The organism is Pseudarthrobacter sp. GQ63, assembly GCF_059758765.1.
The window spans coordinates 39,304-55,502 of the sequence record NZ_JCAXEF010000012.1; the positions used below are offsets into that span (position 1 = coordinate 39,304).

Below are 16,199 nucleotides of genomic sequence, written 5' to 3' on the forward strand. Positions count from 1 at the left end.
AAAGCGTAAAGCTGCTCCTTAGGCGTGTGAGTAGGTAAGGCAGTCAGCGTTGTCCGCACCGGGGCCGACATGCACCTCGGCGGCCTTGCACATCAGGTGGTCGTTGTGGACGCATTCAGAACGCTGGCAGGCGCCGACGTCGGCAAGGACTTTGGGCAGTCCCCCGTGCATGCCCGTGTCGATAAAGGTGGCGCAGTGCGCGTGGTTTTCGGCACCGCCTACAGTGATGGCGGCAGCATTGCAGTTGGTGTGATCGTTAAAGGAACAGTTCGTTACGCTGCAGTCGGCCACGTGGGTTGCCATGAGCTTCCTCCAAGTTCCACCGCCCGGCCGGGCGGCTCCTGCACCCCACGCTAAACCTGTCCACTGCATTCAAAAAGACCCAATTGTGTTCCCTATTTCCCCTGCGCCTGCTGGATCATCCTCGCCTCGCACAGGTCCAGCCAGCGGACCTCCGCCTCGGTCTGGAAAATCAGGGAGTCCAGGACCATAAGCCACGCCGTATCAACGGCCCGCTGGCCCGAAGCAGTGTCCCGGCGGGCTTTGGTGTAGTCCTGCAGCGCCCGGACAGAGGCCAACCGCTGGCCCTGGATGATGGCCTGGATGTCGACGCCGGGCACGGTGACAGCGAGCGCCAGCTTGATGGCCAGCTCATTGCGCGGCGGGTTGTTCCGCTCCACCGGCGCCGCGAACCACTCCCGGATCTCCGCCCTGCCGGCCGCCGTGATGCTGTACACCACGTGGCCGTTCCCGTCATCGCCGTCCCTGGCCACCAAGGCGTCGCGTTCCAGCCGGTCCAGGGTGGTGTACACCTGTCCAATGTTCAGCGGCCAGGTGCTGCCGGTGCGGTTCTCGAACTCGGTCCGCAGCTGGTAGCCGTAGCGCGGCTGGTCCTGCAGCAGTGCGAGGAGGCTATGGCGGATGGACATGCTGTTCCTTGTGCTCGGCGGGCAACGGTCTGCGGGGCGGAGCGCTTACATGAGCAGCAGGATCTTGCCTACGTGGTCTCCCGTGTCGAAGTACCGGTGGGCCGCACGCACCTGGTCAAGCGGGAAGGTCTTTGCCACCAGCGGCCGCACCCGTCCGTCACTGACCAGCGGCCACACGGCGTCGCGGACGGCGTTCATGATGGCACCCTTTTCCTCCACGGGCCGCGGGCGCAGGGCTGTGGCCACCACGGCGGCCCGCTTTTGCAGCAGCTGCCCCAGATCGAGCTCACCCTTGGTGCCGCCCTGCAGTCCAATGACGATCAACCGTCCATAGTCGGCGAGCGCGTCCACGTTCTGCTTGAGGTATTTGGCTCCGACGACGTCGAGGATGACGTCTGCGCCTTTGCCTCCGTTCTGGCGGCGGAGGCTCTCGGGAAAATCCTCTTCGGCGTAGTTGATGGCAATATCCGCACCCAGGAAGGCCTTGGCCGTGCTCACTTTTTCATCAGAGCCCGCGGTGGTGGCAACCCTGGCGCCGAGCGCCTTGGCCAGCTGGATGGCCATGGTGCCGATCCCGCCGGTGGCCCCGTGGATCAGGACAGTTTCACCCTCCTGAAGCTGGGCGGTCATGACCAGGTTGGAGTAGACGGTGGCGGCAACTTCGGGAAGGGCTGCCGCGGTCACCAGGTCCACGCCGTCGGGCACCCGCAGGACCTGTTCGGCACGGACGGCCACCTGCTGGGCGTAGCCGCCCCCGGCCAGCAGCGCCACCACTTTGTCCCCGAGGGAAAACGCCTTCGTGACACCGGGACCGAACCCGGCGATCCGGCCGGATACCTCAAGGCCGGGGATATCCGATGCGCCGGGCGGGGGCGGGTAGAAACCCCTGCGCTGCTGCACGTCCGCCCGGTTGAGGCCGGCCGCGACGACGTCGATCAGCACCTCTCCGGTACCGGGTACCGGGGCCTCGACCTCGCGGACCTCCAACACTTCCGGGCCGCCCGGCTCCGAAATGTAGACGGCTTTCATGGAACACTCCCGTTTCTGACTGAATACTGCGTGCAACCAGTGTGCACCGGACACCTTCCGGACTCTGTTTTGTTGCAGGCAAGTGCCTATGAAACACTACTTGTTGAGGAAGGTTGTCCGAGCGGCCGAAGGAGCTAGTCTTGAAAACTAGTGTGCGGTAACCCCGTACCAAGAGTTCGAATCTCTTACCTTCCGCGAAAAGGACCCCTGTCCGCCAGCATGCCTGGCAGGCAGGGGTCCTTCGTTTAACCTGCGGCAGTCACCGCCGGTCCTGACGTGGGCCGCCATGACGGGAGCCAGTGCCACCACGTAAATTGTTCTGACAAATTTCTGCAGCCCCCTTCCGCCGAAGCTACTGGCCGGTATCCTGTGTGATAGTCGGCACACTGGGGTAGATGCCGGCCACCACATACCGCCAACAGCATCACCGGAACCGGGGCTACTGGGGCTCCCGGCCGGTAGGTGGCCCGTTCCGCTGGGGAGCGTCCCGCCGAATGCACGCGCTATCAACCCTGCGTTCATTCAGCGCTGTTGTGATGTGCCGGATACCACTTGACCAGGAGCAGGATCCGGGCCCCTGTCCGTCGGTACAACCCGGACATCTTCCATCGGGTCCCCACCGGGACACCCCTATGAAAGTAAGAGCGGATGCATCACACACCTTGGAAACTCGCGCTGGGGACAGCGTTGTCGGCGGGGCTGCTGGCTCCCCTGGCAGTCTTTCCCGCAGTCGCGGACACTACAGCCGCGGAGGTCTCACCCGCGGCAGGCACATCCCCCGTTGTCATTAACGAGGCCTACCTCAGCGGCGGCAGCACGGGCGCCGCCTACAAGAACCGGTTCCTGGAGCTTTACAACTCCTCGGACGCCCCGGTGCGGCTGGACGGCTGGTCAGTCCAGTACCGTTCCGCAACCGGGCTGGCAGCCCCTACCACCGTGGCACCCCTCACCGGCACCATCGCGGCAAAGGGTCATTACCTGATCCAGGGTGCCAGCAACGGAACCAACGGCGCCGCCCTCCCCACGCCGGACCTCGTGGCGGGCGGCCTGAACTTCAGCGGCACATCCGGCACCATCGTGCTCGCCAAGCAGCCCACCGCCGTCGCGCTTTCCACCGGTTCCCAGGTGGAGCCCGCAGGCGTCGCGGACCTGCTGGGCTACGGCTCCTCCAACACTTTCGAAACCGCAGTAGCCGCGGGCCCCGCGGGTACGGGCGACGCCAGGAGCCTGAACCGCAGCGGAGGCGCGGACAGCAACAGCAACGCAGCGGACTTCAGCCTCAGCACCACGATCAGTCCAACCCCAAGCGGCTCCACCGCCCCCGGGCCCGATCCCAGTCCGGCCCCCACTCCGGATCCGGCCCCCGTGCCGTCCAGCACGTCGATTGCCGAGATCCAGGGCACGGGTGCGGAAAGCCCCCTCACCGGATCAACAGTGACCACCACCGGAAAGGTCACCGCAGTCTTCCCCACCGGCGGGCTTAACGGCTATTACCTGCAGACACCGGGAACCGGCGGCGACCTGACGGCAGCGAACCATGCCGCGTCGGACGGAATCTTCGTCTACTCCCCCGCCACGGTGGCATCGGTCCAGGCCGGAGACCACGTGCAGGTGACAGGTGCCGTGGCGGAGTACTACGGGATGACCCAGCTGAACGTCACCGCAGCGGCCGGACTCACCAAGCTGGCCGAGGCCGCACCGGAGGTCAAGGCCACGCCCTTCACACTGCCCGCCGGCGAGGCCTTCCGCGAATCCCTGGAAGGCATGCTCCTGGCACCCCAGGGGCCGCTGACCGTCACGGACAACTACTCCCTGAACCAGTACGGCGAGATCGGCCTCGCCGGCGGAACAACGCCGCTGGTCCAGCCCACCGCCGTCGCTCCCTACGGCTCAACCGGGTACACCGCGACGGTGGCGGACAACGCCGCCCGCGGGATCAAGCTCGACGACGGCTCCAGCACCAACTTCCTCAAGGACGCCACCACAAAGGCGCAGGTCCTCCCCTACCTGACCACGGCCGACCCTGTACGGGTGGGCTCCCCCGCCACCTTCACCACCAATGTGGTGCTGGGCTACGGCAACAACGCCTGGAAACTCCAGCCGCTGACCCACCTGACGGAGGACAACAAGGCCTCCGTCCAGCCCGCAACCTTCGGGGCCACCAGGACGGAAGCTCCCGCAGCGGTGGGCGGCAACCTCAAGATCGCCTCCTTCAACGTGCTCAACTACTTCCCCACCACAGGGGACACCCTGACCGGCTGCACCTACTACGAGGACAGGGCCGGCAACCCGATCACGGTCCGCGGCGGGTGCGATGCTCGCGGGGCTGCCAACGCGGAGAACTTCAACCGGCAGCAGGACAAGATCGTTGCCGCCATCTCCAAGGCGGGCGCGGATGTTGTCACACTGATGGAGATCGAAAACTCGGCACAGTTCGGCAAGAACCGGGACGACGCCCTGGCCAAGCTGGTGGACGCCCTGAACATCGAGACGCCGGGCATCTGGGATTATGTCCGCTCGCCTGCCAACGCGCCGCCGCTGAGCGACGAGGACATGATCCGCACCGCGTTCATCTACAAAAAGGCCGTTGCGGAGCCCGTGGGTGAATCCATCATCCACAACGACACCGTGGCGTTCTCCAATGCCCGCAAGCCGCTGGCCCAGGTGTTCAAGCCCGTGGGTGGCGGTGCGGGGACAGAGTTCATCGCCATCGCAAACCACTTCAAGTCCAAAGGCTCCGCTGCAACGCCCGAGGACACGGACCAGGGGCAGGGCGCATCAAACCTGGCGCGCACAGCCCAGGCGAAGTCCCTGCTGGAGTTCACCAAGTCCCTGCAGCAGTCCAAGGGCACGGACAAGGTGTTCCTGATCGGCGACTTCAACGCTTATGCCAAGGAAGACCCCATCAATGTCTTCACGGCTGAGGGCTACGTCAACCAGGACGAGAAGGCCCGCAACGCCGACGGCTCCGCCAAGCACTCCTACCTCTTCGGCGGCATGGTGGGCTCGCTGGACCACATCCTGGCCTCCCCCGCCGCCAATGCGGTGGTCACCGGGGCTGACATCTGGAACATCAACTCGGTTGAGTCCGTGGCCCTGGAATACAGCCGCTACAACAACAACGTCACCAACTACTACGCACCGGACCAGTTCCGCGCCAGCGACCACGATCCCGTGGTGGTGGGCCTGGACCTGCAGTCTGCTCCCGCCGCGGTTGACCTGAACTTCCTGGGCATCAACGACTTCCACGGCAGGATCGACACCAACACGGTCCTGTTCGCGGGCACCATCGAGAAACTCCGCGCAGCGGCCGCCCCCGGCGCCACCGCTTTCCTCTCAGCCGGCGACAACATCGGCGCGTCGCTGTTTGCATCCGCCGTCGCCAAGGACCAGCCCACCATCGATGTCATGAACGCCCTGGACCTGAGGGCATCGGCCGTGGGCAACCACGAGTTCGACGGCGGTTGGGGCGACCTGCAGGACCGCGTCATCGCCGGCGGCACCAATGCCCGGTTCCCCTACCTGGGTGCGAACGTCTACAGGAAGGGCACCACCGAGCCGGCGCTGCCCGAGTTCACCGTCCTGGACATGAACGGCATCAAGGTTGCGGTCATCGGCACGGTCACCCAGGAAGTACCCTCGCTGGTGACCCCCGCCGGCATCGCCGACCTTGAGTTCGGCGATCCTGTGGACGCCATCAACCGGGTAGCTGCACGGATCACCGCGGAGAAGCTGGCCGACGTCATCATCGTGGAAAACCACGACGGCGCCGGTTCGGGAACGGTGGAAGGCTCCACCTTGGAAGAGGAGGTGGCTGCCGGCGGTCCGTTCGCGAAGCTGGTCACCGAAACCTCCGCGGATGTTGATGCCATCTTCACCGGCCACACGCACAAGGAGTACGCCTGGGACGCGCCCGTCCCGGGCGCCGAGGGCAAGACCCGCCCGATTGTCCAGACGGGCAATTACGGCGAGAACGTGGGGCAGATCCAGCTCACCGTGGACACCGCCACCCGGCAGGTGACCGCGTACAAGGCCGGAAACGTGAAGCGCACCACGGATCCTGCCGCGGATCTGGTCGCAGCCTACCCGCGCGTGGCCGCCGTCGATGCAATCGTCAGGAAGGCACTCGCGGACGCCGCCGTCGTCGGCAACCAGCCTGTTGGTGCCGTCACGGCGGACATCACCACGGCCTTCACCACGGATGCCGCCGGTGTGGCCAAACGCGATGACCGCGGCAGCGAGTCCACCCTGGGCAACCTGGTGGCAGATTCCCTGCTCGCCTCGCTGCAGACCGCCGAACTGGGCGGCGCCGAGATCGGTGTGGTCAATGCCGGCGGTTTGCGGAACGAGCTCTACTACGCCCCGGACGGCACCATCACCTATGCCGAGGCCAACGCGGTGCTTCCGTTCGTCAACAACCTGTGGACCACGTCCCTGACGGGTGCGCAGTTCAAGACGCTGCTGGAGCAACAGTGGCAAACCAACCCGGACGGCACGGTTCCCAGCCGCGCCTACATCCAGCTGGGTCTGTCCAAGAACGTGAACTACACGTACGACGCCGCACGGCCGGCCGGCGACCGCATCACCTCCGTCCGGGTGAACGGGGCTGCGCTCGATCCGGCGAAGTCCTACCGGGTGGGTACCTTCAGCTTCCTGGCGACCGGGGGCGACAACTTCCGCGTCTTCACGGAAGGTTCCAACACCAGGGACTCGGGGCTGGTGGACCGTGATGCGTGGATCGGCTACCTGGAGGAAACCAGCCCGGTTTCGCCCGATTTCGCCCGCCGCTCAGTGGCCGTCACGAACACCACCGCCGCGGAGGTCAAGCCCGGCGAACCGGTCAATCTCACGGTCTCCAAGCTGGACCTGACCTCCTTGGGCAGCCCGGTCAACAAGACCCTCACGGCAGTGTTTACGGACACCGCCGGGGTTGTGACCGAGCTCGGGTCCGTGCCGGTCACGGCCGGTTCCGCAACGGTGGACCTGCCTGTCCCGTCGGGTGCCGCCGCCGGGCCGGGAATCCTGGTCCTGACCGCGGCGGAATCGGGCACGAGGGTCACGGTAGGGGTCAAGGTGGCAGCAGCCGACCCCGCTGAACCGGTTTGCACCAAGCCGGTCAAGCCCTCACGGCCTGCAGACCTGGCCGGCCAGCTGAACTACGGCCAGGCCATGGCCGCCTACCGGGCCTGCCTGCGCGGCTGACGCCCCGCCTGGACGTGTGAAAGGTCCGGAAAACCACCGACGCTCTCTCACTTAAGGCACCATTTCCCCAGATGCTCTCTCACTCGTGAGAGAGCATCTGGGCTTTAAGCGCATCAAGTGAGAGAGCGTCCGGGGCGGTTACAGCCCCAGGATGGCCCGCGCGATTTCGTCGGCGTCCCGGAGCGTCCGCTGGCCGCTCCGGTAGGCGGGCTGGCCGGGCTGCACGGCTTCCGCGGCGATGGCTGTTCCCCACTGCGAGGACGAGAGCTGCAGGCCCAGCACATAGAGGTTCTCCGTCACGGACCCGTTCGCCGCCACCGGCCGGTAGGGGTGGGGCACCACATCCAGGCCCGTGGACTGCACGGGTGCGCCCTCCGCCGTCATCATCAGCCGCGGCCTGGCCAGCCCGTCCGCGAGCAGCTGCTCAAGCACCGGCGACTCGTTTGCGGACACCCTGTTGCCGGGCGCGAGCGCCTCCACCATGGTTTTTGCCGTTACGGGCGGTCCGTCCACCCAGGGGGACGCGGCGGTGAACACGGCGTTCCTGCGGTCCACGCCGAACTTGGGGTCGGGCCCCACGAAGCTGACAATCCCGGCCCTTGCCAGCGCAGCCAGCTGCTCCGAGCGCAGCGCCGGCGGCCCGCTGGCCAGCCCTTCCACGAAGGACTCGAACCAGCCCCGCAGCCCGGCCACCCATGACTCGTCGGTGATGCCGCCGTCGGCCACTGCTGTTTTCAGGACCGCCCGGCCGCGGTGCAGGGCGCCGATGGCCATCTTCACCGGATCATCCTCGCCGAGGGCCGAGCGGCGGGCGTCGTCGAGCAGGTATTCGACGACGGCGGCGTCAAGCTGGGTGCGTGACGCGAAGGAACGCCCCGCCAGCGGCGCGGCCAGTCCGGGCAGGTCGAGCCGGTGCCGCGGGCCCACGTGCACGGCCAGGACGCTCTCGACACTGTCCTCCCACTTGGCAGCGCTATGGGCATGCGGGTGCAGCGCCTCTTCAAGCGCGGTCAGGAAAGCAGCGGTATCGGGAACCGCGCCGGGCTGCGAGCGCACCAGGGTTGAGTAGTACGCCCAGAGCGTGTCGCGGTGCAGCAGCGGCCAGAGGTCATGGTCGAACCCCGGCCGGATTCCCGCGGTGCGGAAGCGTTCCAGGGCAGCGTCGGTGAGGTACCGCAGGGTGACCGAAGCAGGATAGTAGCCGGCGAGCGCCGCTTTGGCCCGGTACGGCGTCCCCCGGCGTGAGGCGGCGATGATCAGCGGCTCCTGGCCGGATGGTTCGTAGTCCAGCTTCCCGCCGTTGCTGACGAACTTCCCGCCGCGGCCCTCGGTGAGCTGGCCCATGGCGTCAAAGAAGTTCAGGCCCATGCCGCGGACCAGGACGGGCTGGCCGGCGGGGATGGCCGCCCAGTCCACGTCGGCCGGCACCGCGGGCGGCAGGTACCGCAGGCCCAGTTGTTCCGCCGCGCCCTGCAGTTCACGCTGTTCCGGGTTCAGCCGGGACGGGACGTGCCCCAGGGCAAGCACCACGGCGTTGGTGCGGAACGTGGCTCCCCCCGCCAGGCCGACGTCGAACGTTCCGTCCGCTGCCCGGCGCACCGATTCAGCAGACGTTTCGTGGAATTCAATGGTGACGCCGTCGGGGGCCTTCTCCGTCAGCTCGTCCAGTGTGCAGCGGAGGTACCGGCCGTACAGGGCCCGGCTGGGAAAGTCACTGGATTCGAGGACGGCGAGCTCAGCCCGCTCATCCGGGGTGAGGGACGGCGACGGGTGTGCCTGCTGCTCCGCCCGCCACTGGTCAAAGGTGGTCCCGGCGACGGGCGCGGCCAGGGCAGGGTCCTGCGGAACCAAGGTGGGATAGAAGGACTGCGTGTTCATCAGGTACAGCCGTGACTGCTGCGGCTGCCACACGTGCCCGGGCCCTGCCGGGTAGGGGTCGATAACGTCGATGTGGAGCTGCACGGCGCCAGTACCGTCCGTGGCCAGGGCGGCCGTGTGGGCGAGCAGGCGTTCCAGAACGCTGGTGCCCCGGGGACCTGCACCGATGATGGAGGTCCGGATGCTCTGCGTTTTTTCCACGGCATCCAGCGTACGGGCTGAACGCGTGACTTGCCCGCCGGCAGCTAAGTTGTTTGGATGGCCCAATGACCACCACTGCAGCTGATTCAGCGCCCGAGCCCGTCGACGAGAATGTCTGGCTGGAGGAGATCTACGGCGAAGAGCAGCTTGCCTGGGTCAAGGAGCAGAACTCGCGCACCGAAGACCTCCTGGACGATGCGGACTACGCCGGCCTGGAAGGAAGCATCCTGGAGGTACTGGACTCCACGGACCGGATCGCCATGGTGGGAAAGCGCGGGGACTGGTACTACAACTTCTGGAAGGACCGCCACAACCCCAAGGGCCTGTGGCGGCGCACAACGTGGGAGAGCTACTGCACGGATTCCCCGGAATGGGATGTGCTGCTCGACGTCGATGACCTGGCTGCGGCGGAGGGCCAGGAGTGGGTGTTCCACGGCGCTACTTTCCTGCGCCCCGGCGCCGGGGAGCCCTACCGGCTGGCGCTGCTGGCACTCTCCCCTGATGGCGGCGATGCGAACAGGTACCGTGAGTTCGACGTGGAGAGCCGGTCCTTCGTGGATCCGGCCCAGGGCGGTTTTGACCTGCCGACGGCGAAGGGCAACGTTTCGTGGCTGGACGCGGACACGCTGCTGGTCGCCTCCACCGCGGATGGACTGCCGAAGACCGCCTCGTCCTACGCCCGGACGGCGGTCACCTTGAAGCGCGGCGCGGAGCTGGCCGGCGCGCCCCTGCTGTTCGAGGTTCCCGAGCAGCACATGATGGCAGTGGTGGCACACGACTCCACTCCCGGATTCGAGCGGACCTTCGCCGTTGACTACATCGACTTCTTCAACCGCAGGAACCTGGTGCTCCGGGACGGTGGGTGGGTGCAGATCGATGTGCCCACCGATGTGAACGTCAGCGCGCACCGGGAGTGGCTCCTGTTCCGGCCCCAGCAGGACTGGGTGATCGACGGAACCACCTACCCGGCCGGTTCACTGCTTGCCTGCGGGTTCGAGGACTATCTCGCCGGCGCACGGGAGCTGGCGGTGCTGTTCACCCCCGACGCCCGCACGTCGCTGCAGTCCTGGAGCTGGACCCGGAACTTCCTGCTGCTCAACCTCCTCAAGGATGTTTCGTCCGAAATCCGGGTCCTTGATCCTTCCCGCCCGGTTGACGGTCCGGGTGGCGCCTGGGCCGCCACGCTCCTCGACGCCTGCCCGCCCCTGCACGATGTCAACGCCTACGCCGTGGACGATGAAGACGCGGAAGCGTCCGACGGCGGCGCGGGTGACGACTTCTGGCTCGTCGCCACCGGGTTCACCACTCCCACCACGCTGATGCGCGGCACCCTGGAGCGGACCTCAGACGGGACGCCCGGCGTGGTGAGCCGGCACGCCGTGGTGAAGGCGTCGCCGTCGTTCTTTGCAGACGCCGATTACGAAGTGCAGCAGCATTTCGCCGTGTCCGAGGACGGCACCCGTGTTCCCTACTTCCAGGTGGCCCCGCGGGACCTGGCGCTGGACGGGCAGAATCCCACTCAGCTTTCCGGCTACGGCGGGTTTGAGGTGTCCCGCACGCCGGCCTACAGCGGCACGGTGGGCAGGGCCTGGCTGGAGCGCCGCACCTCTCTGTCTGCCGGCGCTGACGGAGATGCTCCCCACTCCCGCGGCGGCGTCTACGTGGTGGCGAACATCCGCGGCGGCGGCGAATACGGGCCGGCATGGCACCGCGCAGCCCTCCAGGAGAACCGGCACAAGGCCTACCAGGACTTCGCCGCCGTCGCCCGGGACCTCATGTCCCGCGGGGTCACCTCGCGCGAACGGCTGGGCTGCGTGGGCGGATCCAACGGCGGGCTGCTGGTGGGCAACATGCTCACCCAGTACCCGGAACTGTTCGGCGCCGTGTCCTGCGGCGTGCCGCTGCTGGACATGCGCCGCTACACGAGGCTTTCCGCCGGCCACTCCTGGATTGCCGAGTACGGCGACCCGGACGTCGCCGAGCAGTGGGAATACATCAGGACCTTCTCCCCCTACCACCTGCTCAAGGACGGGGTGGAATACCCGGAAACGTTCATCTGGACCGCAACTTCCGATGACCGGGTGGGTCCGGTCCAGGCGCGCAAGATGGCCGCCCGGATGCTGGCCATGGGCATTCCGAATGTCTGGTTCCATGAGGCGCTGGAGGGCGGGCATGCCGGGGCATCAGACAACCGGCAGGCGGCGGCACTGCAGGCACGGAGCCAGCACTTCCTATGGAAGGCCCTGGCAGGTGGACTGGCGTAGCGGTGGGCCTGGACCTGCGGCGGGCGGAGCCTGCCGACGTTGAACGGCTGGCGGAGGTCCACGTCCGCTGCTGGCAGGAGACCTACCGCGGGATGCTGTCCGACGGGTTTCTCGACTCCCGGGTCCCGGCCGACCGGCTGCCTCTCTGGCGGCACCTGCTGGAGTCAGCCGAACCGGGGGTTGTGTGGGTGGCGTCCGACGGCGGAACTTTGGTTGGGTTTGCGGGCGTCCACCACGTGCCTGCCGGGGATACGACGCATGCTGCCGCACCGCCGTCGTCCGGGGACCTGGAACTTTGGGGACTGTACCTGTTGGCGTCCCACCAGGGGCTTGGCCTGGGACGCCGCCTCCTTGAGGCCGCCCTGGGCACCAGCGCGGCGAGCCTGTGGGTGGCCGCGGACAACGGGCGCGCCATCGGCTTCTACCGGCACTTCGGCTTCGAGCCGGACGGGGCCGCGGACACGATCCCGGACTGGGAACACCTCCGCGAAATCCGGATGGTCCGGGGCAGGCAGCCCCGGCAGTGACGCCGGCAGGAGGCAACTGCGGGGCGCTTTAAGGAGTGCTGCGAGCGGGCCGAGGATCCGTTTTGCACTGCATGGCCCGTTCTGCGTATCCTTGGTGGGCTAGGAATAGCAATTGGAGACGTGCCAGAGCGGCCGAATGGGCTTCACTGCTAATGAAGTGTGGGGCACAACTCCACCGGGGGTTCAAATCCCCCCGTCTCCGCGTTTTGGCCCCGGTCCTGGACCGGGGCCTTTTGCGTTCCCGGGGTCTTTGGGCTCCCGGGCTTTTTGTGCTCCCGGGACTTTATGTCCGGTTCCTGCGTCCGGGGTACGGACACCGGGGGCCCCGCATGTTCTGCCGGTGGCAGGATGAACGGATGGCAGCAAGCAACACGGTGGATGGGACGCCCGGGACCGCCCAGGCATGGAGTCCCCGCCTGGCCCTCCTGGTGGCCGCCACCTTCTTTATGGAATTCCTCGACGGCACCGTCCTCACCACTGCCATCCCCAATATCGCTGCCGACTTCCGGGTGCCGGCCCCGGACGTCAACATCACCATGACGGCATACCTGCTGACAGTGGCCATGGGCATACCGCTCAGCGGCTGGCTGGCGGAACGGTTCGGTGCCCGCCGGATCTTTTGCCTTGCCATCGCCATTTTTACGCTGGCCTCGCTGGCGTGTTCGCTGAGCCAGGACCTCGCCGCGCTCACCCTCAGCAGGATAGCCCAAGGGTTCGGGGGTGCCATGATGGTGCCGGTCGGAACCCTTGTGGTCCTTCGCGGGACGCCCAAGGCCGAACTGCTGCGCGCCACTGCGTTCCTGGTGTGGCCCGGACTGCTGGCCCCCGTCCTGGCTCCGCTGGTTGGCGGGGCCCTGACAACATACCTGTCCTGGCACTGGATTTTCCTGATCAACCTTCCCCTGGGTGCAGCCGCATTCCTGGCGGCTCTCCGGCTGGTGCCCGCAGGAGCGGGCGATGGTGGGCGGCGGCTGGACTGGCTGGGGCTGGCCCTCACCACGCTCGGCGTGGGGGCACTGGTGGTGGGCCTCGAACTGGCGAGCACGCATCCGGACGCTCCCTGGGCTGCCATGAGTGCCGCATCAGGAGCGGTTGCCCTGGCGTGCGCCGTGCTCTGGATGCGCAGGGCCCGCAATCCACTCTTTGACCTGGGGGTTTTCAGCACCCGCACATTCAGGGCGATGGCAACCGGTGGGTTCGCCTACCGGCTGACTATCAGCTCCGTTCCCTTCCTGCTGCCGCTGATGTTCCAGGCCGGGTTCGGCTGGTCCCCCCTGCAGGCCGGAGCCATGGTGGCTGCGGTCTTTATCGGCAACATCGGCATCAAGCCGGCCACAACTCCCCTGATCCGGCGCTTTGGCTTTAAGGCGATGCTCGTGTTTGCCTCCTTGGCTTCCGCAGCGACCTTCGCCCTCTGCGCCCTGCTGACCGCGGACACCCCCGGGCCGCTGACCTTCGCACTGCTGGTCTGCAGCGGGGCCTTCCGCTCCATCGGTTTCTCCGCCTACGCCTCGGTCCAGTACGCGGACATCGCCCCGGCGCAGCTCACCTCTGCGAACGTGGTCTCAGCAACACTGGTCCAGCTCGCTGCCGCCGCCGGAATCGCCGTTGGAGCCCTGCTCATCCGGCTGTTCGACGGACTCAGTGCTTTCCCTTCCGACGCCGCCGGCCCCTTCCGCGGAGCATTCCTCGCGATGGCGGTGCTGATGCTGGCGAGCACCGCGGACAGCCTGTTCCTGCCGCGGCACGCCGGCGCGGAAGTCAGCCAGCGCAGGGCCCAACGGGTCTGAACCAGCCCGGCCCTGGCCGGTGTGCTGCACAGCGGGCTACGGGTGAGCAGGTCCGGCGTCACCCGCTGGTCCTGGCATCTCCCGCGTCAGCCTGCCTGCGCCAGCACCAGCGGAATCACGGTCCGGCGTCAGCCGGCCTGCGCCAGCACCAGGGGAAGGACAGCTCCCGCACCTGCCTGGCGAAGCGCCCGGCCGGCAACTGTGAGCGTCCACCTGCTGTCCACGATGTCGTCTATCAGCATTACGCTGCCGCCCTGCAGGGAGCCCAGCGCCGCCTCAAGTTCCGGCCCCACCACCAGGCGGTCCCACACCCCAGCCAGGCGGTAGGCACTGTTGCCGCCGCGGCTTCCGGTGGGACCCCCGTGGGCCAGCTGCAGCTCTCCCAGGTACGGGATGCGCCCGATCTCGGAAATGCCCCTGGCAAGGGAGCCCACCAACTCAGGCTTGCCTCGCGAGGGGACGCTGACAATGGCTGCAGGCCGTCCCGCCCCGCTCCAGCCGGGATTGCGTGAGTCTCCGGCGCCCCACTCGCGCAGAACCTGGACGCAGGCTTGCAGCATGCCCGGATCGACCGGCCGGTCTGCGGCGCCGGCCGCGAACAGCTCGCGCAGTGCACCGCCCCAGCCAAGATCGGTCAGCCTTGCCAGGACGCGCCCCTCTGCGAGCCCCTCACCGGGTTTGAGCTTTCCCTTCACCGGAACTCCGAGGCGGTCCATTCCGCTGGGCCACTGCAGCCGCGCCTCCAGCACGCCGCCCGCCCTGCTGAGGGTCTGGCTGGCCGCGGCCGTGGCCTGCTCCGCGATGTCTGCCCGGAACCACTGACCGGCGCAGTTGTCGCACCGGCCACAGGCGTGGGCGGTCTCGTCGTCCAGGACTGAGGTGATGTACTCCATCCGGCAACCGGCCGTGTCCTGGTAAATCACCATGGAGTCCTGCTCGTCCACGCGGGCTTCAGAAATGCGCTGGTACCGCTCGGCGTCGTATATCCAGGGCTGGCCGGTGGACCGCCATCCGCCACCTACGCGTTCCACTGCCCCGTCCACCGACAGGACCTTGAGCAGCAGTTCCAGCGGGGTTCGGCGAAGGTCTACCCGTGCTTCCAGGGCAACTGTGGAAAGTGCGGTGCCCGCCTCTGCCAGGGCGGTAAGGACGGCCGCTGCCTTCTCCTCAGAAGGCATGGAGGCGGTGGCGAAGTACTGCCAGATGTCGCGGTCCTCGGCACCGGGAAGCAGCAGGACGTCGGCGTTGGCCGCCCCTCGGCCCGCACGCCCCACCTGCTGGTAGTACGCAACGGGGGAAGAGGGCGCGCCGAGGTGGACCACGAAGCCCAGGTCGGGTTTGTCGAAGCCCATGCCCAGGGCTGAGGTGGCCACCAGGGCCTTGACCTGGTTGTCCTTCAGGAGCTGCTCTGCCCGCTCCCTGTCGGCGGGGTCGGTGCGGCCCGTATAGGCAAGCACTTCGTGGCCGGCCTCGGCCAGCAGCCGGGCCGTGTCCTCCGCAGCGGACACCGTCAGGGTATAGATGATTCCACTGCCCGGCAGGTCCGCCAGATGCGTCAGCAGCCAGCCAAGGCGCTGTTTGGCGTCGGGGAGGGACAGGACGCCCAGCCGCAGGGAGTCCCGGCCAAGCGCACCGCGGATTGTCAGGACGCCGGCCCCAAGCTGCTCCTCGATGTCGTGCACCACCCGCGAGTTGGCCGTGGCGGTGGTGGCGAGCACCGGGACCGTATCCGGCAACTGGGTAATCAGGTCCGCGATCCGGCGGTAGTCGGGGCGGAAATCGTGGCCCCAGTCGGAAATGCAGTGGGCCTCGTCAATCACCAGCAGGCCGGTCCGGCGGATCAGTTCCGGCAGCTGGTTTTCGCGGAAGGAGGGGTTGGTCAGCCTTTCCGGCGACACCAGCAGGACGTCCACCTGGTCAGCGGCGAGCTGTTCGCGGACGGTGTCCCATTCCAGCTGGTTGGCGGAGTTGATGGCCACTGCGCGCACCCCGGCGCGGGCGGCGGCAGCCACCTGGTCCCGCATCAGGGCCAAGAGGGGCGAAACGATGAGGGTGGGCCCGGCGCCCCTGCGCCGCAACAGCAGGGAAGCCACGAAGTAGACTGCCGATTTTCCCCAGCCGGTGCGCTGGACAACCAGGGCCCTCCGGCCGCCGTCGACCAACGCCTCGATTGCTTCGAACTGGCCCTCGTGGAAGCCTGCCGTCGGGTTGCCGACCAGCTCGCGGAGAACCTCGAGGGCCTGTGCATGCGTTGCTGTCGAAGGAGGGACATCTGTGGTTGCAGGTTCAGAAAGCCCGGTTTCAGAAAATGCTGGTTCGGAGAGTGCGGTTTCGGCTAAAGCTGGTTCAGGAAATCTGGCGTGCTGGTTATCGACCATT

Annotated in this window: 9 protein-coding genes and 2 tRNA genes; 6 read left to right on the plus strand and 5 right to left on the minus strand. The window is 67.3% G+C overall.

The features are described 5' to 3' along the window. Positions 1-18: 18 nt before the first annotated feature. The 3 genes from AC6CHP_RS16835 to AC6CHP_RS16845 all read right to left on the minus strand — a co-directional run bounded on the left by AC6CHP_RS16835 (position 19) and on the right by AC6CHP_RS16845 (position 1,958). Positions 19-303 (minus strand): DUF1540 domain-containing protein, encoded by a 285-nt coding sequence (locus tag AC6CHP_RS16835; RefSeq protein ID WP_104189059.1) that lies wholly within the window; start codon positions 301-303, stop codon positions 19-21. 92 nt (positions 304-395) lie between these two features. Then, positions 396-929: a PadR family transcriptional regulator gene (locus tag AC6CHP_RS16840; protein ID WP_377195619.1), complete on the minus strand. Its 534-nt coding sequence runs from the start codon at positions 927-929 to the stop codon at positions 396-398. 45 nt (positions 930-974) lie between these two features. After that, positions 975-1,958: an NAD(P)H-quinone oxidoreductase gene (locus AC6CHP_RS16845; protein WP_377195618.1), complete on the minus strand. Its 984-nt coding sequence runs from the start codon at positions 1,956-1,958 to the stop codon at positions 975-977. 107 nt (positions 1,959-2,065) lie between these two features. On the opposite strand from AC6CHP_RS16845, the gene AC6CHP_RS16850 reads away from it, so the two are divergent. Together AC6CHP_RS16850 and AC6CHP_RS16855 are read left to right on the plus strand one after the other, a co-directional pair. Then, positions 2,066-2,153, plus strand: a tRNA-Ser gene (locus AC6CHP_RS16850). 453 nt (positions 2,154-2,606) lie between these two features. Next, positions 2,607-7,160: an ExeM/NucH family extracellular endonuclease gene (locus AC6CHP_RS16855; protein ID WP_498231143.1), complete on the plus strand. Its 4,554-nt coding sequence runs from the start codon at positions 2,607-2,609 to the stop codon at positions 7,158-7,160. Between the two features lie 138 nt (positions 7,161-7,298). Here the strand turns inward: AC6CHP_RS16855 and AC6CHP_RS16860 are convergent, their stop codons facing one another. Further along, positions 7,299-9,239, minus strand: a complete 1,941-nt coding sequence (locus AC6CHP_RS16860) for an FAD/NAD(P)-binding protein (protein ID WP_498231144.1) — start codon at positions 9,237-9,239, stop codon at positions 7,299-7,301. Positions 9,240-9,304: 65 nt separating this feature from the next. On the opposite strand from AC6CHP_RS16860, the gene AC6CHP_RS16865 reads away from it, so the two are divergent. The 4 genes from AC6CHP_RS16865 to AC6CHP_RS16880 all read left to right on the plus strand — a co-directional run bounded on the left by AC6CHP_RS16865 (position 9,305) and on the right by AC6CHP_RS16880 (position 13,820). Next, on the plus strand, positions 9,305-11,503 hold the full coding sequence (locus AC6CHP_RS16865; protein WP_498231146.1) for a prolyl oligopeptidase family serine peptidase: 2,199 nt from the start codon (positions 9,305-9,307) through the stop codon (positions 11,501-11,503). Beyond that, positions 11,473-12,030: a GNAT family N-acetyltransferase gene (locus tag AC6CHP_RS16870; RefSeq protein WP_498231148.1), complete on the plus strand. Its 558-nt coding sequence runs from the start codon at positions 11,473-11,475 to the stop codon at positions 12,028-12,030. Before AC6CHP_RS16865 ends, AC6CHP_RS16870 begins: the two co-directional genes overlap by 31 nt. Positions 12,031-12,144: 114 nt before the next feature. Then, a tRNA-Ser gene (locus tag AC6CHP_RS16875) sits at positions 12,145-12,232 on the plus strand. Between the two features lie 154 nt (positions 12,233-12,386). Further along, entirely contained in the window at positions 12,387-13,820 is a 1,434-nt protein-coding gene (locus AC6CHP_RS16880) for an MFS transporter (RefSeq protein ID WP_498231150.1), read from the plus strand. A gap of 128 nt (positions 13,821-13,948) precedes the next feature. Here AC6CHP_RS16880 and AC6CHP_RS16885 read toward each other — a convergent pair whose 3' ends face one another. After that, on the minus strand, positions 13,949-16,198 hold the full coding sequence (locus AC6CHP_RS16885) for a RecQ family ATP-dependent DNA helicase (RefSeq protein WP_427117956.1): 2,250 nt from the start codon (positions 16,196-16,198) through the stop codon (positions 13,949-13,951). Position 16,199: the final 1 nt, after the last annotated feature.